The organism is Treponema sp. (assembly GCF_045657965.1).
Classification (GTDB): Bacteria; Spirochaetota; Spirochaetia; order Treponematales; family Treponemataceae; genus Treponema_D.
In genome coordinates this window covers 1-21,545 of the sequence record NZ_JAZOUG010000207.1, presented here as the reverse complement: position 1 = coordinate 21,545, position 21,545 = coordinate 1, and the positions used below count along the sequence as shown (strand labels likewise).

Genomic DNA, 21,545 nt, shown 5'->3' with positions numbered 1-21,545 from the left:
TATGTATAAAAAAGAGTATTTTATTACAGTATTGATTGCTTTCCTTCTTGTTGCCTTGCTTGGCTGTTCTCTTTCTCCAAGAACCGAAGAAACGGAGAATTCGGCATCTTGTGAAACGAATTCAACAGAGTCAACGGCAGTCATTGAAGATTCAAATCTATTCGAGAGCAATAGTGAAAATAATTCTTCGTATATTTTTTTCACCAACGATTCAAAATATATAACCAGCAATGGATATACTTTTTGGTTTCCTGCACACGAAAGCTCTGCCGACAGTTTTGAGACCGTTGAATTCTCCGCATACAAGGAGAGCGGACGAACAGAAAGTGGTTATGGCGTAGTGTTCTGCAATCAGGATTTAGACGGCAAAGATTTTCTTCTTTCCCTTATGATAAATACTCGCGGACAGTACATAATTGGAAAAGTGTATGACGGCGAATTTTCGACGATTTCAACTTGGAAAACATCTTCTTTGTTGCATAAGGGAATCGGCATACGAAATACTGTCAGAATAGATTATGACGATGTGAAGAAACTTTTCATTTTTTATTTCAACGGATATTATGCTGGCGACTTTTCGCCAGTTGAGAATGTTTCTATTACGGGCGGAAAAACTGGCTTTGTTGTTGTTGTTTCTAATCTTGAAAATTTTCCGAAAACGCCCGTAAAAGTTATTTTTGAGGGAGTGTCCGGAGTATGAGTTTCAGCGATTTTATCAGAAGATTGTCAGCATTTTTTGTCGCCTCGATTTATCTTATGGCGAGCAGTCCTGTCTTTCTTTTTGCGAGCGGAACGGACAAACAAGTTAGTCCTGATTTGTTGCCGAACAAAGTCAAATTTGAGGAAAAGACAGAAAGCAGACTTATCAAAGCTTCTGAGGGTGGAGTAGTTTCGCTCGGAGATGCGAGCATTTATATCCCTGCGGGCGCGCTTGACAAAGACACCGAAATCAGCATAACGCACCTTGCTTCCGTGGCGGAGACTGGCGAAAGCCTTTACAATGCTGTTCCGGATTTCAGGGGATACCGCTTTCTCCCCGCCGGCACAAAATTCAAGAAAGATGCGGAGATTGTGCTTCCCTATGCGAAAATTCTTGATACAAGAAAGCAGAGCCTTGAGGAACTTCACACATATTTCTACGACACCTCTAAATCCCAGTGGGTTCCGCTCGAGAGAAAATATGTCGACAACAAAAATCACACGGTACATTCTCTTACAAGCCATTTCACGGACATGATAAATGCCACGCTAACTATGCCCGAGAGCGCGGACCCCATAGACATAAACCTTAACAGCATAAAGAATCTTGAGGCGGCGAAGCCTGATTCCCATGTTATAAAATTCAACCCGCCGAAAGCGGACAGCTTCGGCGATGCCTCCTTCAGTTTTGACCTTGAGATTCCTCATGGGCGGCGGGGACTTCAGCCAGGAATCAGCGTCTCGTATTCGAGCGGTGGCGGGAACGGAATAATGGGCATAGGTTTTGATGTCCGGTACGGAAGTGCAATCACTACCGACACGAGGTTCGGTCTTCCGGATTACGACACGGAAAACCGGTATATGCTCGACGGAGTCCTGCTTGAGAAAACAGGCAGTGAAGGCAATGATGCGTTCTATAAGCCCAGAAAAGAGACATCCTTTTCTCGAATCATAAGGAAGAACGCGAGAACGGATAATGATTATTGGGAAGTCACCTCAAAAGACGGGACTGTGAGGCGGTACGGAATGTACGTCCTGACAGAAGAATCCGTGAAAAGCGCAGGAGACTCATGTGTCGGTGAGGGGTCTCAGATATTCACATGGAACATAACTGAAACGACGGACATATACGGGAACTCTATAGTCTACGAATACACGAAGGACAGCGAAAACGGAGGCTATGTATACCCGGCGGATATTTATTATACGGGCCATGGCAAAACAAAGGGAAAGTACAGGATTCACTTTGAGTATGAGAAGGAGAATCGCCCCGACGTGCGTGTGGAGGCAAGGAGCGGGAAAGTCATTGCCTGCGAACGGCTTCTCTCTGGAATCGTGACCTCATACTGGGAAAACAACTTCAAGATACGAGCGTATAAGTTTGAATACAGGAACGACATAAGCTTCTCAAAGGCAAGTTACCTGTCAAAACTTACCGTCGAGGACTCCGGTGCGAGCGATTCTTATGAATATACTTTCGAATATGAAGGATATGCCGAAAAGGACGGGAAAACAGTTTATTTTGACGGGCAGAGAAAACTTGGGGATGGCAGGTCTATTCAGCTCGGCTCATCAACGACCCGTGGCGTCAATTTCAATGCCTCTGCCGGCGTCGGAGTGGGAACAAGCTTCGCGGACGGAAGGGCAACTGTAGGCGGCAGCGGTTCTGTCTCCTCGGGGACAAGCAGAACCGACAGCTCCATGGTTGACATAAACGGAGACGGAATGGCTGATTTCATATGGCAGGATGAAGGGGAGTTATACTGCTCGCTGAATGAAGGCATGGACAAGGTGAGCGGAACGCCGTCTTTCTCAAAATCCGTAAAACTGACATTCAAAGGAGGCAGCCTTTCCTATGATATGAATGAGGATGACTCCTCTACATCGACTTACGGCTGGAATATTTATGGCGGGGCCGGATTAAAGAGCGATGTCGTCAAGGCGACGCTTGGAGCGGCATATTCCAAAGTCAATCAACGGACCACATCGAATTCCAGATTCTCATTCAGCGATATGGACAGGGACGGGCTCGTCGACATAGTCGAGAGCGGAAGGCAGACCTATTTCAGGAACAACGGCAACCTGACTTTTACGGCGACACCGGTTTATTCGACAGTAGTGGTCACGGACATAAAGCAAAGCCTTGAGGCTGATGAAATCGAGGAGTACAGGAAGACATATTTCGTACAGACACCATTCCGGGCATGGAAAGCCCCGTATAACGGAACCATCGAAATCTCGGAGACAGCTTGCGGGGTCGAGAATGCTTTTTCAAGCCAGGCTGATGTCTCCGCACTGACTTTCATAGGCTCTAAGGATACTTGTGACAACGCGCTGTCATTCAAAGTTCCGGGGGCAGCCTCCAGAAGCGGCATAAAAATCAGCAGGGATAAAAGCATCTATTTCATAACCAATAACGGTCCCGAGCCCAGAAACACGGACCTGTCATGGAACGTAAACATAAAGTATTCCACCGTGAGGGTATTCGACAGGAAGGGGGCGGACTCTGAGACCGGGCAGTTTTCGGCAGCGAAGGGGTATGACGGAATATATTTTTTTACCGGCAAGTTTGAGAATTATTCGGAAGCTGCGGCCAAAACAATAAATAACAGCCTTTCCATGGAAAAAAGTGATGAAGAACTGCTTGAGGAATTCAGGCAGAAAACTGTAAATAAATTTATAGAAGAGAAATTGGGCGGAAAAGAAAATCTCCTCGCGATGTATAAAGTATCTTCCGACAGCACGCAGGAGGATGACGGGGCCACAAAACTGACGGTTGATATAGCATATGATTCCTCATGGGAAAGCCTTCCTTTCAATAAAAAGGCCTGGATATATGAAGGCCTCATTGAGCTTGACGAATTCCTGCCGACAGAATTCACACGGGCGGAGCTTCAGGATTATTACCGGAATGTTTTTGGTGGGGATGAGTCGGAAACGGTCATTACCGATAAAGACGAGATAGAAAGAAGAAACGCATTCGCATCGAAATTCCTGCATTACACCGCCGATGACAGATACATTCTGGAAACGTTTGAGGATGAGGATTCCGCCAGGGAATTCCTGTCAGAATATCCGCTGAGCAGGGAGGCCAAGAAGGCCGTGCTTGAAAAATACTCAATAAACTCACTGCCGGTAAAATTCGATGCTGACGGGCCTGTATATTTTTACGAGACAAGCGTTAATGCTGATGACGGAATGAGGGGAGAAGATAAGAAAGGCACTCTGTATGCGAGCAATGGTTCTGACAGCCAGTATGTGTACGTCTTTGACTACACCGGGAACCAGGATTCCTCAAAAACTCCAGTCGTGCTTGGCCTAAGCGACGGGAAAGTGCTGGCCGGCGGGGTAGAGACGGAGGCATTATATGTCGAGGATTACGAAATATCCTCTGATGATGACAGTTGCTTCATTAAGCTCAAGAGCAATTTTACGGACACAGAAAATTACGAGGCAGAAATAAGCGTGCTACTCAGCGGCATTGATTACAGGGCTTTAGCCGTAAGTCCCGGAGAGTATGAAAAAATTGTATCAGCTATTGAGATTCCGTACTGCGACATTTCCGGCTGGCAGAAAAACTGGGATGCCGATTCAATAAGCATGAGATTTGAAGAAACATCGCTTACTGAGGAGGAGCTTAATGAATTCATACCCCTGATGTATACCATCAGAACTGAGTATAAGAAGGATGAGCAGGGAAAAGATACAACAGAAATTGACTCTCAGATCTATGTTTTTTCCGCCGGAGCCGAAGAACTGAAAAGAGCCGCCCAGATACTGGAGAATTACAGGTACAGGGAGGCTGAGAAAATTGCGCAGGAGTTTTTTGACAGCGGAGAAGATAAATATCTGCTGAAAGATTTGTGGACTGAGCCACGCTCCGAAGATTATATCAGGTCACTTTATAAAGATGATACAGGACTGCCGGAGACGGCTAGCAGCAGCGAAATAAAGGAATATCTTACGCAGAAATGGAAATGGTATACTGACAGGGATAAACAGCTGCTCACCCTGTGCAAATCAAACCATATAGGGAAATACAGGAAAATATCCTGCCAGATCTCATACAACAAAAACTACGAATATCCGGTTATCTATAGCGATAAAAAGAATGAGGCCTCATACCCGTTCCTCAGACTGTCAGTGAGCGGAGATTTTGAAAGAACATCCGTGCCTTTGACAAAAGCTGCCTGGGATTCCTCAACTGATTTCAGTACGGAGGACATAACAGCATCCCCGGTTTTATGCAAATATATTACCGAAGAGGAAGTTGACTGCAGCGTTGCGACTGGGGAAGAAACGGAAGCGAAGAAAGAAACCGTAACGGTCGAAGGTGAGATATCCGTGCCGAACAATGAAATCTTATACGGTGGAACTAGCCGCTGGTATTACGGTGTCTGGAAAGGTGCTCTGGACGACAGTCCTTTTTCCGAGGTGAGATTAACTTCTTTCATGTCGGAAGCAGGAAAACTGAAGGAGAATGGCGATCTTGAGAAACTAAAGTCTGAAAAAACGAACATAAATACAAGTAACCCTGAGAAAAATGCGGATTCAGAAGAAGAAATTCATTTTTATCTTCCGCAAAAGAATGCCGCCGTTAATTCTTCCGGGGAAGTCAACGGGTTTGTCCTGCCAGTCGGGCGGAATGATGATATCTCCGTGAAGTATGACGTGGACCTGGAGACGGCCCTGATTGGCACGGTAGCGACAAGAACAGAACAGAAAAAGGACGGGTCTGCTGACACATACTATTACATGCCGTTTGTCTCTAAGGATATTATACACTGCGACCGGGCTGGCGGAAGCGCTTATTATAATATAGAAGGAATCGATGTAGAGAAAGATGTTTCTGAAACAGCAGAAGTTTTGTCATCCGCTTCTCCGTTAAGCCTGCCTACACTAAGGCGGACTTTCACAGAAGGAACCGACATAACGCCAAGTATAAGCGCAGGTGTCTCGGTTGAGGGAGAAATAGCGGAGTCTGATTATGTCAGCAAGGTAAGCGGCGCACTGGATCTGTCCGGTTCCTATGGTACGAACAACTCGACATCCGAGACGCGGCAGCTTCTTACTGACATGAACGGTGACGGAATTCCAGATATCGTACAATGCACTGACGGCAGAATAGTGGTCACGAGCGGAAGCAAAATCGATGAGACCGGAATTGTCTCATACACAAAGAATATGGATTCCGGCATAACAGGCGTCCTGTCAAAAAACGTGAGTGAAGTGAAAACATACGGCGGTTCCGTAAGCGCTACGGGCACCGTCACGATAAAACCCAAGGGGAAAAATAACAGCTTGGAACTGAATGCATCCGCAACGCCCTCAAGCGGTGTCACTTATTCCACGGGGGACTCCACGCAGGATACAGGCCTGCTTGACATAAACGGTGACGGACTGCCCGATTATTATTCATCAAGGAGTTTCAGGCTCAACACCGGTAATGGTTTCGTCAGTTCAGGCAGCCGCTATTCAGATTGCGGTGATTTGACATCTACGACACAGGTCTCCCTGGGAAGAAACAGCTCTGCCGGTAAAGGTGCTGATTTGTCAGAGGCAAAGTCACTTTCTTCGGGGGTGAGCACCAATATAGGCATATCTTATGGGGCATCCAGCTCCAACACGGAGCGTATGCTCCTTGATGTCAATGGCGACGGACTTCAGGATATAGTTTCTATGAAACCCGGAGACTCATCGCTGGAAGTGAGGTTCAATAAGGGAGACGGCTTTGGGAGCAGCCTGAATGTTCCCGTAGACAAATGGAATGTCTCAGTTACTGAAGGGGTGTCCTTTATTCGTCAGGATCTTGAGCGGGGCTTTGACTTTGGCTTCGTAAGCGAACTGCCAGTGATCGGGAACGCTGTTGGAAAAGCTGCGGCCACAGTCACAATAAACCCCTTCGGTTTTGGTTTCGATGTCTACATAAATTCACTTGAATGGAATACCAGCGTTTCTCTTGGTGCAAGCGGAAGCGCCGGTGTGAACGTGAACATTTCGATCCCTGTCTGGCTTTTAAAAATCAATGTGACTGTCTCCGAAGGTGCCGGTGTGAACATGAACACGTCTCTTGAAGGCGTGAGTGTCCGGATGCTCGACGTTGACGGTGACGGGCTTAGTGACCATGTTCTACGAATCCCGAATGTAGGCACATATTACAAGCGGAACTTGATGGGGCGTGTGGGGCTTCTTCGTTCTGTTCGGCTTCCGCAAGGTGGAAAGTGCGAGATTGACTATGCGGCTAAATACGGAACGACGGCAAACCCGAATTTCAAGTATGTTATGAGCAGCGTGACAATGAGCGATGGTTGCGGTGAGGTTCTTCCCGAACTTTCTCACGGCGAGCATAGCGTTACTACGCGATATTCTTACAGTGGAGGATATTATGACAGACAGGAAAAAGATTTCTACGGATTCAGGACTGTGAGAAGCGTTTTTGCCGACGGAACTTACAGCGAGGACGAATATTATAACGATGCCTATTACTCAAAGGGAATAACAAAGAACAGTGTCGTGTATTCGTCAAATGGGGAAAAACTCAGTGAAAATCATATAGTCCTCGATGAATCTCCGAACGCACTTGTAAAATTTGAGGAAAACTTTAACTATGAGCTTTCCTCACCGTCAGAATTTGCATACACTTCAAATACATATAACTATGATGAGTTCGGAAATGTAATTGAACTCGTGCAGAAATTTGACGACAAGGCTAGTGGTGAGCGACTTTCGGCTCGCATAGACTATGACACATCGGACATCGTGAATTACATAGTTTCTCTTCCGTTGGAAATATTTGTTTATGACAAAAATCAAAATTTGATTCGTCGCCGTGCAGGGCGTTATGACACAAAAGGAAGCCTTGTTGAATTGAGACAATACTTTGACAATTATAGTTGTTCCGTCCACATTTTCACCTATGATGGTTGGGGAAATATTACTTCAGTCCGAGACCCACGGGGGGCTACAGTGGCTTATGGATATGACGGTGAAGTCTGTCAGTTTATCGAGGAAATATCACAATATGGTCTTAACACAGAGACATATACGGGAAGGGCAAAATATGAGTATAAAACGCAGACAAAGGAATGGGAAGAAGATTGCAACGGAAACAGAATTGATTATTTGTATGACAAATGGCAACGCCCGATAAGCATAAAAACATCTTATGACAGCGATTCTTGCCCAGCCGTAAGTTATGAATATTCATGCCCAAATCGCAACGAGAGCGGAAAGCACGGTCTTTGGTATGCCGTGACATCCAACAAGGTCACTTTTGACAAAAATGATTCTTCCGTTATGAAAACTGTCGTACAGGTGGACGGCGTTGGGCGAGCCGTGCGCACTGCTAAATCGGGGCTTGTTTACAAGCCTGAATTTGGAGGCAAAGTTGAGGGGTGGAATGTTTCGGGGGCAGTCGAGTATGACAATAAAGGTCGGGCAATAGTTGAGAGCATGACTGATTTTGTGGCGGGCGGTTTGGAGAGCCTGCTTGAAAGTTCTCCGAGAGTCGGTGAGTATTATAATAAATATACTTACGACGAGAAAGACCGCAAGATAAAAACTGTGCTTCCCGATGGTTCTGTTCAGACTGAATCTTTCTATATTCGTGACGGAAATTCAATCTCAGAGAGTTGTGACCCGCTCGGAAGAATTACGCGACAAAAGAGCGACAGCAGGGGAAATATTCTTGAAGTTATGAAACTTGACAATGATATGGCGAAAACCGTACTCACAACAGTTTCTTATGAATATAACAGCATAGGAGAGATGACCGCGGCTTATGATTCCAAAAAGAATCCTATAACGGTCGAGTATGACTTGCTCGGAAGAAAGACGGCTCTTTGCAGTCTTGACTCCGGGCGACAGGAATTTGAGTATGACGAATGTTCTAACCTTATCCGCGAGACGAACAGCGTTCTTCGCGAGACTGGCAAGCAGATTTGCTACGAGTATGACGGTCTTAACAGGCTTTTAAAAGTCGATTATCCCGACACCGCTGACACTGAATATATTTACGGAACTAATTCCGACAAGATAATCCATGCTGCGGGCAAAGTCCTTAGTGTGACGGATTCAGGCGGAACGGTTTCATACGAATACGGTTCTTTGGGCGAGGTGACGAAAGAAACGCGCACTCTTGCCACGCACTTAAACGCTGGAAACGGAAATCAAACGGCAGTTATGGAGTACAAGAGCGACTATCTCGGTCGTATGCAATATATCGTTTATCCAGACGGCGAAAAAATCGTTTATGGTTATGACGAGGGCGGTCAGGTCGTGAGCGTTGTTGGCGAACATTTCGGAGAGAAATTCAAATATGTCAATGATATTGGCTATGACGAGTACGGTCAGCGAATATACATCGAATACGGAAACGGAGTCCGAACCGATTACAACTACAACAAAGAAAGGCGCTGGCTCGATACTATAAACACGAAAAATAAATGGGGCGTAGTCCTGCAGAACATAAGTTACAGTTTTGACCGCGTTGGAAATGTGTCGGGCTACACGAATGTCTGCACTGGTGAAATCAACGGAAGTTACAGCACTAAGCAAAATTATTCTTATGACGGACTCTATCAGCTTACCCTTGCCGAAGGTGAGACCGTCTATAATCCTTATAAGTCCGTCAATCCAGAATTCAAATCAACTTACCGACAGGAATTCTCGTTTGACCAATACGGCTTGGGCAATATGACGGCGAAGAAGAGTAGCGAAGTTGTCACTCCGAACAAGAAAATCGGTGACGATTTGAACTACAATTTTGATTATGTCTATGACGACAATTTTGCCCACCGCCTCGTGAGCATAGGAAACCGCTATTACAAGTACGACTCAAACGGAAATGTCACGGTCGAGCAGGACGGAAGTTTTGACGAGGAGACATCTTCATATATCCGCACCGTTGAAACTGACGAGCGGGGAGTTAAATCCACCGATTACGGCTGGGGCTTGTTCAAGGACACAAAATCTGCGAGCGAAAGCGAGAGATATAAGCGCGTTTATACCTGGGACGAGAAAAACCGCCTTATCGCGAGCGCAGATTCTTCATACACGGTCAGTTATGTCTACTCAGAAAGCGGAGAGCGAACTAATAAGTACACTCTTTCAAGCGAGACTCTTTACTTCAACAAGATGTGGACTCTCCACACAGACGCGGGCAACGCGACTGAGGGCGGTCAGACATCAAAGCACATTTACTTGGGCGAGACAAGAATCGTCACGAAACTAAATAGCGGAAAGAATCCGACTTACAGCGAAGAATTCAACCGCCAGTATTATTACCACGCTGACCATTTGGGAAGTGCACACCTCATAACCGACAAAGACGGCAACGAGTACCAGCGTTTGGAATACACTCCCTATGGTGAAATTTGGGTTGACAAGACGAGCAACACGGGCTTGCAGTATCTACCGTACAAGTTTACTGGAAAGGAGATGGACGAGGAAACAGGTCTCTATTACTATGGGGCTAGGTATCTCGACCCGAAATATTCTCGTTGGCTCTCTACTGACCCGGCATTGGGCGATTACATACCACAAGCACCAATCAACGACGAGGCACGACGGAATAATGCAAATTTGCCCGGCATGGGCGGGGTGTTTAATCACATCAATGGCAATTTGTACCACTACGCGGGAAATAATCCTGTCAAGTATACAGATCCTGACGGGAGAATGGATACTGATGAAATAGGTACTTTCATAGATTTAGTTAAAAAACTTGCTAATGCAAATGAAGATAATAGAAATAAGGTGGCTACTGATTTATCAAACTTTATGAATGAAAATCCCGATATGTGGGCGGCTGTAGTTGGTGCAGGTGCTGTTGGAGGAACAAGCTATTTAATATACTCAAAAAGCGATATTGTGAAATCTGTAGTTGACAATAAAATTGCTACAATAAAAAAGGAACTTTCTAGCTTTGAAGATAGATTCTCATCAGCAGGTATTAATATAAAAGAACAATCATATACATCAAATATTACTAAAAATTATAATGTAGTAGTGAAGAAAAATTCAAATAATATTGTAATTAGCAATCAATTCACAAAGAATTGTGGTAAAGCAAAATTATCATTGACTTCGGATGTAAAATTATTTAAGACTTTTGAAACAAATTCTAATGAAGCAAGACTCGGTGCTGAACTGAGAATCGATTTTAATGTAAAACTAAAATTATAGGATTTTCCGCGTATGAAAAAAATATTTGTTGTGTTATTCTTTTTATTTTCTTTCTCATTGTTTGCCAATGAAGTTATGGATTATATCAATCAATCGGAAAAATTGTACAATCAAGGGAATACAAAAACTGCTCTTGAGAAAATAAATTCTGCATTGAAAATTGCTCCCGAAAATCTTCAAGCCATCACTGACAGAAGCGTGTTTTATATTGATTTGGGAAACTACGATTTGGCGTTTGACGATGCCCAAAAAGCCCTGTCGATTGATGAAAATGATTTGAAAGCGCATTATTGCAGGGGAGTTGCGTATTATTATCTAAAAAATTTTGACAAGGCATTGGAAGATTTCAATTTTTATTTGAAACAGTTTCCCGAACATCCAACAATTCTCAATTTCAGAGGTCTGACTTATATGGAACTTTCTGATTACAAAAAGGCGGAGCAAGATTTTTCTTTGGCGATTGCATTCGGAATGCTTGTCGGAAATTTTAGATTAGATATTTTCTGCAATAACCACGCTCGCGCTTTCATCGCATTGGAAGATTTTGAATCCGCCGTTAAAGAATTAGACAAAGCAATTATCGCAAATCCGTTCAATGCAGAATATTATACAAATCGTTCTTTTTGTTACAATAAGTTGGGAAAATACACTGAGGCAATAAACGACGCGGAAAAATCAATTACCTATGCACCAAATTCTGAAGAAGCATACATAAATTACGGTCAGATATTTATGTCGGCAGAAAAATATGAAAAAGCGATAGAAAAATTTTCTTCCGCAATAAAAATCAATCCGAAAAACGACGCTTCATTTTATTATATTTCAGTCTGCTATAACAATCTCGGAAACAAATTCGAGTCGAAAAAATATATTGATAAGGCGATTCTTCTCGCGCCAAACAAGAACGAATATTTGACTTACAAATCGGGCTTGTAAGTGCTGGTAAGGTTTGCTAACTAAAAATTTATATTTTTTACATACTTAAGTTTGTAATTTATAAGCAAGTTATCATATTATATAAAATAACAAAAATAATTTCGTATAGCCTTTCCCAATTTCCCCTGTATAGTGGAATTTTCGCCTTTCTTTAGTCCCACAAATAGGGGTTTGTGGGAGTTGGGAAAGAAAATAGGAAAAAGTACGGAATAGTCCAAAAAAGATGAGATAGTGGACTGAATTATAAATTCTAAATACTTGTGTTTTTTTTAAGACAAAAACGACCGTCTCCTAAAGCATATTTTTTTAGGAGTCCAAAAGAGAAAAATCAAAATTTAAAAGGGTCTTCGCTATATAAAAGAGTCTTTAGCAGATGAATTTTTGGTGTGAGTATCTCACATTCGCCTGCTGAACATTTGCGTAGCGAAGCGTTGTGTCTATTTTCGTATGCCCCAAGAGAAACTGCACCTGCTCAATCGGCATCCCCTTGTCAATCGCGTTGGCCGCGAGCGTCCTTCGGAATCGGTGCGGATGCACATTCTCGATGCTCGTTCTTGTACCGATTTCCCTAATCATTTTTTCGATTGAATTCACGGTAAGCCTTGAATAAGAGCCATTTTTACCTTTCTTACGAGAGCAGACAAAAAGGGCGTTGTTCTTGTCTTTTCGTGTCTTCAGGTAGTTCTCAAGTGTAGCTGCCGGTGATAAACTTCCTAAAAATGCCGGCGAGAAATTTCCGCTTTTAGGTGTATAAAAAGAGGCTCAAAAACCCTTAAAATGTTGTTACCACACCACATTGAAAAGGAGAATGAGCCTCATGGAGAAATTTATGCTAAAGGCGCATGAATTGCAAGCCCAGGGATTTACTCAGAAGCAAATTGCTGAGCAATTAGGAAAAACAGACAGAACAATCAGAACTTGGTTAAAGCAAATGCCACGAAAAAGAAAAACACCTGTCAGAAAAAGCCTGCTAGACGAATACAAACCTTTCGTCGAAGCACTTGTCAGAGAAAACCCAGAAATTAATGGTGCAAATATTTTTAAAAAACTTAAAAAAATGGGTTTTAAAGGACAGTCTTCAATTGTCCGTGAATTCATAACAAAAATCAGAAAAGAAGAAGCTCAGAAAGCAACAATCCGTTTTGAAACAGAACCTGCCCGCCAGGCTCAGGTCGACTGGATAGAATTCGGACGACAGTATGTGAACGGAAGAATTCAGAAACTTTATGCCTTCGTCATGGTCATGGGATTTTCCAGAATGCCCTTTGTCAGTTTTACCACGAGCATGAACAGTGCCACTCTTTTGAACTGCCATATAAAAGCCGTCAGATTCTTTGGAGGAATCCCTGAAGAAATCCTTTATGACAACATGAAGACTGCCTGGGTCTACGATGGAGAACACTGGCAGACGAACCACCAGCTGGCCCGTTTTGCATACCACTACGGTTTCATTCCCAAGCGATGTAAAATACACAGGCCGGAAACTAAGGGCAAAGTTGAACGATTCAACAAGTATTTCGAAAATAGTTTTTTTGTTGATTATGACAACAGGAACCTGAATCTGCCACAGCTGAATGAAGATGCCCTTGCATGGATTAAAACGATTGCAGAAAACAAGCTATCCCAGTTCAATCAGTCAAGAAATGAACGTTTCAATCTGGAAAAACAATATCTCAAGAAGATTCCGTCCTCCGACTTTGATGTCCGTGATTCCATTCCCCTCATTGTCAACAGAGAGTCATGCATCACATACAGGACAAACAAATACAGCGTTCCTCCGGTTTTCATCGGAAAGACCATAACAGGCAAGCCGTTTCTTGATGTTGAAAAACTTGAACTTTTTGATGCGGACGGAGTTTCAATCAGAATTATTTACTGTGCACCAGCTGGAAGCCGAAAATCATTTATTTCTGTGGAAGATCAGGAGGCAATCCTTAAAGCCTGGGAAAAAGGTCTCAAACGCGATGCTTTCAAACGTCAGTCAAAGAAATCCCTGAAGTTCAGCAATCCTGATTATGTTGCAATAAGAAATCCTGTTTTCTATGAGCAGTTTCTTGCAGGAGGGCTCTGATGGAAAACATAAAGCTTTTGACTTTGAAAAATCGTATGGAAGAACTGGGACTGAACTTTATGGCAGCAGGTTTTGACTCTTTTCTTGAAGAACAGACTCATAATGACAACACCCTTCTCGAAAGAATTTACGACCTTATTGAAACAGAACTGATTCCACGGAATGAACGGGCCGGAAAGACAAGACTTAAAATTTCAGGCATTCCCCAGTTCAAGACACTGGAAGCCTTTGACCTCAGCTGGTTGAAAGGCGGGCTTCCACAGGAAAAGTTCAACGAGCTTTCTTCGCTGGCATTTGTCGAAAGAAAGGAAAATGTATTTTTCCTTGGACCTTCCGGTGTTGGAAAAACTCATCTCATGACAGCTCTCGGCTGTAAAGCCTGCCTTTCAGGTTTCTCGTCTTATTACATTTCCTGTCATGATCTTGTGGAAGTTCTGATTAAGGCGAAAGAGCAAAACAGGCTTGCAAGAAAGCTTAAATGGTTTGCAAAACCAAATCTTCTTCTGGTAGATGAGGTTGGTTATGAACCTTTGACAGCTGAACAAACTCATGCATTGTTTCAACTGATTAATGTCCGTTATGAAAGTGGTGCAATGATTATGACAAGCAACAAGACATTTGGAAAATGGACGGAGTTCATGAACAATGACGAAGCTGTCGCTACTGCCAGCCTGGACAGACTTCTGCACCATTGTCACATAATAAGCCTGCAGGCGGATTCCTACAGAATGAAGGACCGCATGAAGGTCGGAGCCGTCGGCTTCGATTAATATATTTTTTTGCCTAAAAGCGGAAATCTGAAACCGGCAAAATCAGGAAATTTATCACCGGCATTGACACAAGCTCAATCTTCGTGCGGACATCGAAATAAGTCACCCTTTGCTTCGCGCCCTTTCCGAAAACCGTGCAAGTTCTCGTGTTAAGGTTTATGGACGAGCGGTTTAGGCGGACTAATTCGCTCACACGGATTCCAGACGAAAGAAGTATGTCGACAATCGCGATGTTCCGTTTGCTCTTGGAAGCGGATTTCCTTATGGTCTCAATCTGCTCGTCGGAGAAGGCGGGCTTTATCACAATCGGCGCTTTTATCCTGTGAATCCTCTTCATCGGGCTTTTGAGGATGAAGTCCTCTTCCTCAAGCCATTTGTAAAAACTTGACAATATTCGTCTTACTGTGTCAAGCGTGACATTTGAGCACTTGTTTATTTTCTGGTAGTCTGTCAGGTATTCTCGGATTTTGTTTGTGTCCGCAAGGCAGATATCACAACCTATGTTTTTCTCGTAGAAAGCAAGGACTGAGTTATAATATTCCTCAGTCCTTTTTGAGCAGCCTTCAATTCTTTTTGCCGTAAGGAACTGCTTGACGAGGTTCTTTTTGCTTCTCCGAGGAAGTGCACCGTTTGCTGATGTTTCATAAAGAATTTCTGTCAGCACATTCTCTAAATTTTTCATTTGGCTTGGAGAAAGCTCGTTTTCCATCCGCACCTTGATTCTGTTGATAGTCTCTGCGTTCATAATAACTCCTGATATAGAATTTTTATATCAGTATTAGCAGAGAAAAGGGGAAATTAAAATAGAGCCGTCGGCCTTTATCTCGCTATTGCTTGCAGACTTTCCGCAAGTTCCTTAACTTTGTTCTCGGAGAGTTTTGAAATTTCTGCAATTCTTGGAATGGGATATGCTCCGTCTTCTAATAATTCAGTTGCTATTTGAATTTTTAGTTCTTCTTTTTCTTCCCTTGCGAAATCTTCCATAATTTTGCACATACGCTTTACCCCCTTTTCATCTTTCTTGAAATATCTTGTCTTTTCGGCAAGAAGTTTGCTGTTCATTTCATCGGGATTTATGCACGAGAAGTCGTGCATAAGTTTTCCGATTTCATCTTCCCCGCGAAATTCACCGTTCACATATATTATATTCGATTCGTCGCAAAATGTCATTCCGTTTTCTTTGATTGTTCGGTTTATGTGATACAGCGGAAGCCCGCCTTTCAGCACATCGTGTTCGGTTATGAAGATGATGTAGGTTTCGGGCAAGTCCTGGAAGTTCTGTCGGGGGAGAAGCGTGTTCGCATCGAGAATCGCACTGTAATATCTCGCCCGCTTCTCGTCAGTCCCTTCGTCCGCCCTCTGGACTTCGATGTTATAAACTTTCCCTGTCTTGTCCTTTGCCTTGATGTCGAGCCGGACGGAGCGACCGAGCAAGTTTTTGATTGTGACCTGTCCTTTGGATTCCGTCACTTTCAAATCATCTCTTTGCAAAATGACTTTTAACAGGAATTCCGTCGCCTCAATGTCGTCTTCAAAGACTTTCGACATAAAATCGTCGTCGAAAAGTCGGAACTGTGCGATTTTCGACAGGAGAAGTTGCTGCCGCTCTTCATTGTTTTGTTTGTTTATGGCTAAAATATAGCCGAAAAGGGCAGGGGAGTCTATAGTTTTCTTCTATTTCCTTCCTCCCACAAATCCGTATTTGTGGGACTAAGACAGGGCGAAAATTCCACTATACAGTGGGATTTGGGAAAGGCTATACATAAAAATCAGCAGTAAAAAGTTAGGGCTTTTTCGCCGAATATTTCGACCCATTTTTGGCAAATGTAAAAATGATTGTCCGAGATTATTTCCTTTATTTTGTTAAGTTTGGTCTTGGGAATACGGCTGTTGTTGTTTGCTCGATGCACCCGCCCGCCTTTGTGAGCCAGAGTTTCGTTGAGTTTATGTCGGGGTTTCCCTCATTCACATGGACATGGACAGGCTCGGAATTCTCGTTCATCCAGAAATACACATAATAACTTCCGATACGGAGTATGTTAGGCAATCTTGATTCCTCCACAGTCGGCGTATTTGAATATCGTATGCGCGTTGTGAGACAAGAATTTCTCAAAAAAAGCCAAATCCTCGTCAGAGAAAAACTCGTTGAAAATCCATTTGTACGAGGGCAACTCACAGCGAGCAGAGCAGAATCCCCCTTCCGTGCGGGGGCGCTCAAACTGGACTTCGACAACTTTGCCGCCGCCTTGTTTTTTTAAGTCCGAGTGAGCGATAAGCGTCTTGTCCGCAAGTTCTACATATTGATAAAACATACTATCCTCCATGAGAGTATTTTATCACACAATGTTTTGTTAGTCGAATGTAAAGAAATTTTTACAAATACATCTCGTTATTTAAAAAGGATTTTTTCTAAAATCATCCCATCTTTTGTTAGTTTATATTGTCCACCACCACCTTTTTTTCTCATTTTATTCTTATCAAGTTGAATTTTAATTATAATTTCTTCCCCTTTTTGTTCTATATCAAAGATATAATCATCTTTATTTATTTTATAGTGTTTCAAATTGGCAAAATCTTTAAAAACAATGTCAATATAATATGCATCATCCTTTTTCAGTTTGTCAGGAGTTTTAGAAAAAGAATTTGAAAAAATAAGGAAAATTAAAAATATAATAAGTAATATTCGATAGTTATTCATAAGCAAATCTCAAAACTATTTATATATGTTTTCTTTAAAAGAAAATGTACGATTTTTTCTTGTTGGGTCAGCTTCATCACTATTTATATCAGTTCTCAAGATATTTTGTGTTTTATTTTTATGATACTCTATTAGACTTCCATTTGGAGTAGATACATACTCCGTATTACTAATCATTGTATCAAAGTCATCATCAGAAGGTTCGTTATTCTTATATTGCGAATCATAAGCCGCATGCGCATGAACAGTAGATACAACAGTTTGACCGTGTTCAACGGAAAGGTCAATTTCAACAGAATCTCCATCACCTTTATTTGGAATATTGTATGAATATAAAATTTTTCCAGTTTCCTCGTCTATGTATGAATAAATTGCTGAAAAATACTCTACATTATAATGAATCGAATCATCATTATAAGTATTTGCAAAATCAAGCGCAGCTTCTTCAATAGAATTGAATGGATCTCCTGCTTCTCTCCCATCCGGATCTGTATACTTGACAGGATTATTCCCCCCGTAGTGGTACAAATTGGCATTTGTATGACCACGCCCTATCAGAAAAATCGGGCGAGAACGAGGATAAACCTGATATTTTTTAACTGTAGAATTCATAACTTTTATTAAAAAAATTGTACCGCTTAAATCTAAAATTGGCAAATTTTTATTAAGAGTATTTGCAAAACAGGAATTTTTGGAGATTTTTGATTATTTTCGCAACGCAAGAAAAAAAATTTAAATTTATCATTACTTTTTTCTTGACGGCTGATTTTTTTGAAAATAGACTTTTTATTAAGGGGGAAAGATTGTGTTTTACAGCGAAACAAAAGTAATATTCTTGTTTTTATTTCTGACGCTCATATCCATCGCAGACATACGATTTTATAAAATCCCTGATTCATTACTTTTGTCGCTTTTTGTTCTGTTGCTTTCCTTTGATGTAAAAAGTGACTTCGATAATATTCTTATCCATATCGCAAGCGCAATTCTTATGTCTCTGATTTTCGTTTTGATTTATAAATATGCTGGCGGACTTGGCTTCGGAGATGTGAAATTTATTGGAGTACTTTCCTATTCTATGGGTTTCAGAACAAGCCTGTACGCCTTTCTGCTTGCTTCGCTTGTGGCACTGGTCTTTCTGCTCTCAAAAAGCATTTTATCCACCCACAAGGCAAAAATAAAAATTCCCTTCGCACCCTTTCTCTCGCTCGGCTCTCTCGTCGCAATCTCCATGTGCGGGGGCTTGTAACAATGCCTCGACGAGTATCTTTAATTTTTTTGCTTCTTATAGTCTTTTCCTCATTAAATTTATTCCCGCAAGAATCTGATAAAATATCCCTAGACTTCCGAAATCAAAAGATAACTGACATTCTTTTCTCGCTTGCAGAATTGTGCGGAAAATCCGTCACATTTGACGAGACGGTGACGGGTAACGCTTCTTTTCATTTTGAGGACACGGATTTTGACACCGCATTGGAAAGATTCACGGATGCTTTTCGTCTTTTTGCCGAGAAAAAAGGCGATGTATATAACATATCAAAGGTAAAAATCGAGACAGGAGAGAGCGGAATAACAATCGACACGGAGAATGTGCTTACAGAGCCGTTTTTAACAATCCTGTCGCGAAAAACAAAGACAACGATAATGTTTGATGCACTCCCTCAAATTCCGCTTACGATACGAGTGCAAAACGCAAGAATAAACGATATTCTCAATCTCGTGATTCTCCGACTTCCGAATTTCACGGTTGAGCGGGTCGGAAGCGGATATTTTCTCTCAAAAGTCGCCACAAGAACGGTAAACAGGAATTTCGAGGACTTCAAGATAAGCGAGGAGAATTCACTTCTCACGCTTTCGCTCACTAAGGCTAATTTTTCTTCCGTAATAGACAATTTGTTTAAGACAGGCGGAAGAGAATATTCTTTATTGGCAAAAACCGCAGTGTCGCTTGAAAATCTTTTTTATTCCGAGAAAGAATTTGACTCTTTGTTGTCGCTTCTTTGCGAACAGGCAAACTGTGATTTTACGGAAAAAGACGGAATCTATTACATCTATGAGATTCAGAAGAAAGATGTCATCAAAAAATTCAAAGAAACTACGATTCTGAACTTGAAAAACATTTCGGCAGAAAACCTTTCATCGTTGCTTCCCGCAGACTTGAATTCATCTTCATTTATCAAGACCGACAAAACGACGAATTCCGTTGTGATAACGGGGAGCGAACAGGAGACAAAACCGATAATAGATTTTATAAAGTCCGTGGACATGCCCGCGGAAGGGCGTGTTTACAAAAATTTCACGCTGAGCAACATCACGGTAAAAGAGGCGGTCTCGCTCATTCCAAAGTCAATGCTTCTTTCGGACATAATTTTTATAGAAGGAAGTTCGTCCTTTGTTACGGCGGTCACGCCCGAAAAAGAAAAGGAACTGTCAGAATTCATCACGCTGATAGACGAGAGAAACAAGGCACTTCCTGTGAAACTCCGTTATATACAGAGCGAGGAGCTGTTAAAATACCTTCCGCCCTCTGCCCCTAAGGAAAACATAACGGTCACTGGAGACCCAACGCTTGTTTTCTTCAAAGGCAGCCCCTCTCTTTACGAATCATTTAAAAAAGAACTTTCCTTGATTGACAAACCCAAACAACAGATAAAATACCAAATACTGATAATACAGCAGCAGAAAACGGATGGCTCTTCATGGAAACCGAGTTTTACGCTTACGAACGAGAGCGGAATTGAGCAAGACGACACTACAATGAACTACACAGCCCTTCTTTCGGGGCTTCTCAACATCGACTTTGACATAGTTTCAAAATTCGGCAGGCAATTTGCCGCAAGCCTCAACGCAGAGATTACGAGCGGAAGGGCGCGGGTTCTCGCAGACACGACATTGAACGGAATATCGGGAGAGACGATAACTTTCTCAAACACAAACACTTACCGTTACCGAGACATAATCGTGGATTCATCGGGCGATGTATACACAAGCACGACACGCGAGATTTCAAGCGGTCTGGTTCTCTCGATAAAGGGCTGGAGTTCAGGAGACAACATGATAACGGTCGATGTGAACGCGCAGGTCTCAAAGCAGGGAAACACCGACTCGTCAAGCTCAACATCTTCGGACACGACGAACCCGCCGACGACATCAGAAAAGAAGGTCACGACGAATGTACGCACGAAGTCGGGAAGCCCGATAATAATCAGCGGTCTAATACAGACGGAAAGCGATGTTACGGAGAGAAGAGTTCCGATTCTCGGAAGAATCCCGCTTCTAGGCTTGCTTTTCCGCCACAAGGTTGTCTCTGAGGCAGAAACTGAATTCTCCATTTTTTTAGTTCCTTTCGTCGAACAGGGCGAGGAAGCGGAATCGTCTGACAGTGACAGGATACAATCGCTTTGCAAAAAATATATTTTGAAAGAGGCGGACAATGAGCGGGAATAAATTTTCACTGCCCGCTTTCTCCTCATACCGAAATATCAGCGGGCAGTATAAAGATTCATATATAAGAAATTCCTTCGCCGTCAAAATCAGCGAGGACGACGAGTCGGTCAGAATCGCAGTCGCGGAAAGCAAGGCTTGTGAAGCAATACCGTTCCTAAAAAATCTCCACGCCTCAAAAAATGTGATTCCAACAGTCGTTTCGGACAGCGATTTTGCGGAATTCATCGGCAATATAGTTGATTCCCATTCTGTCGCAGATAAGGATGAAAGCAAGGAAAATCCGTTCGCCCTTGAATCTGTATCGGAGAGTGCGCCCGCCGTAAACATCATAAACGCGACTTGCATTGAAGCCGTAAGAAGAGGGGCAAGCGACATACATATTCAGTGCGAGGCTGATTCTGTCAGAATACGGTTCAGAATAGATGGCGTTCTCAAAACTTCAAGAACGCTCGAAAAATCAGTCTTTCCGTCATTGTCAAGCCGAATAAAAGTAATGGCGAGCATGAACATAATGGAGCAGAGGCTTCCGCAGGACGGTCACATAAGCGTGAGCGAGGGAAACAAATCTCTTGATTTCCGTGTCTCTGTCGTTCCAAACGCTTACGGAGAGTCGATAGTCCTGAGACTCTTTGACAATTCTGAGTCCGTGCAAAAATTGTCTCAGCTTGGATTCTCACAAGAAAACTACGGAACAATAAAAAAGACATCTTCCATCCCGAACGGGCTTGTAATCATAACAGGA

Annotated in this window: 13 protein-coding genes and 1 pseudogene; 8 read left to right on the top strand and 6 right to left on the bottom strand. The window is 42.7% G+C overall.

The features are described from left to right. Position 1: 1 nt before the first annotated feature. The 3 genes from ACKI5B_RS07590 to ACKI5B_RS07580 are packed head-to-tail and all read left to right on the top strand — an operon-like array spanning position 2 to position 11,820. Positions 2–700 carry a hypothetical protein gene (locus tag ACKI5B_RS07590; RefSeq protein WP_407427403.1) on the top strand — a complete coding sequence of 233 codons (699 nt, stop codon included), beginning with the start codon at positions 2–4 and terminating at the stop codon, positions 698–700. Continuing rightward, entirely contained in the window at positions 697–10,884 is a 10,188-nt protein-coding gene (locus ACKI5B_RS07585; RefSeq protein WP_407427401.1) for a toxin TcdB middle/N-terminal domain-containing protein, read from the top strand. The genes ACKI5B_RS07590 and ACKI5B_RS07585 overlap by 4 nt, the downstream gene beginning before the upstream one ends. Positions 10,885–10,896: 12 nt before the next feature. Then, positions 10,897–11,820, top strand: coding sequence for a tetratricopeptide repeat protein (locus tag ACKI5B_RS07580; RefSeq protein ID WP_407427399.1), 924 nt, complete (start codon positions 10,897–10,899; stop codon positions 11,818–11,820). A 366-nt stretch (positions 11,821–12,186) separates the two neighbouring features. Here the strand turns inward: ACKI5B_RS07580 and ACKI5B_RS07575 are convergent. After that, positions 12,187–12,510: pseudogene (locus ACKI5B_RS07575) on the bottom strand (tyrosine-type recombinase/integrase); the annotation flags it as partial. Between the two features lie 127 nt (positions 12,511–12,637). Here ACKI5B_RS07575 and istA point away from each other — a divergent pair. After that, the gene (gene istA, locus ACKI5B_RS07570) at positions 12,638–13,891 is read left to right on the top strand and encodes an IS21 family transposase (protein ID WP_407427397.1); all 1,254 of its coding nucleotides are present in this window, start codon (positions 12,638–12,640) and stop codon (positions 13,889–13,891) included. Beyond that, the gene (istB, locus tag ACKI5B_RS07565; RefSeq protein WP_407427395.1) at positions 13,891–14,661 is read left to right on the top strand and encodes an IS21-like element helper ATPase IstB; all 771 of its coding nucleotides are present in this window, start codon (positions 13,891–13,893) and stop codon (positions 14,659–14,661) included. The genes istA and istB overlap by 1 nt, the downstream gene beginning before the upstream one ends. 13 nt (positions 14,662–14,674) lie before the next feature. On the opposite strand, the gene ACKI5B_RS07560 is transcribed toward istB, so the two are convergent. From ACKI5B_RS07560 to ACKI5B_RS07535, 5 genes are all read right to left on the bottom strand, one after another. After that, entirely contained in the window at positions 14,675–15,406 is a 732-nt protein-coding gene (locus ACKI5B_RS07560) for a tyrosine-type recombinase/integrase (RefSeq protein WP_407427393.1), read from the bottom strand. 74 nt (positions 15,407–15,480) lie between these two features. Then, positions 15,481–16,209 carry a PD-(D/E)XK nuclease family transposase gene (locus tag ACKI5B_RS07555; RefSeq protein ID WP_407427391.1) on the bottom strand — a complete coding sequence of 243 codons (729 nt, stop codon included), beginning with the start codon at positions 16,207–16,209 and terminating at the stop codon, positions 15,481–15,483. 491 nt (positions 16,210–16,700) lie between these two features. Further along, complete coding sequence (locus ACKI5B_RS07545; protein ID WP_407427389.1) at positions 16,701–16,973, bottom strand: hypothetical protein; 273 nt, start codon at positions 16,971–16,973, stop codon at positions 16,701–16,703. Between the two features lie 77 nt (positions 16,974–17,050). Beyond that, positions 17,051–17,359 carry a hypothetical protein gene (locus ACKI5B_RS07540; protein ID WP_407427387.1) on the bottom strand — a complete coding sequence of 103 codons (309 nt, stop codon included), beginning with the start codon at positions 17,357–17,359 and terminating at the stop codon, positions 17,051–17,053. A 15-nt stretch (positions 17,360–17,374) separates the two neighbouring features. Then, complete coding sequence (locus ACKI5B_RS07535; RefSeq protein WP_407427385.1) at positions 17,375–17,971, bottom strand: DUF4329 domain-containing protein; 597 nt, start codon at positions 17,969–17,971, stop codon at positions 17,375–17,377. 193 nt (positions 17,972–18,164) lie between these two features. On the opposite strand from ACKI5B_RS07535, the gene ACKI5B_RS07530 reads away from it, so the two are divergent. The 3 genes from ACKI5B_RS07530 to ACKI5B_RS07520 form a co-directional block, all read left to right on the top strand. Continuing rightward, on the top strand, positions 18,165–18,605 hold the full coding sequence (locus ACKI5B_RS07530) for a prepilin peptidase (protein WP_407427383.1): 441 nt from the start codon (positions 18,165–18,167) through the stop codon (positions 18,603–18,605). A 29-nt stretch (positions 18,606–18,634) separates the two neighbouring features. Next, positions 18,635–20,803, top strand: a complete 2,169-nt coding sequence (locus ACKI5B_RS07525; protein WP_407427381.1) for a hypothetical protein — start codon at positions 18,635–18,637, stop codon at positions 20,801–20,803. After that, positions 20,790–21,545 (top strand): GspE/PulE family protein (locus ACKI5B_RS07520; RefSeq protein WP_407427379.1); only part of this gene is annotated, 756 nt, incomplete at its 3' end. The genes ACKI5B_RS07525 and ACKI5B_RS07520, both read left to right, overlap by 14 nt.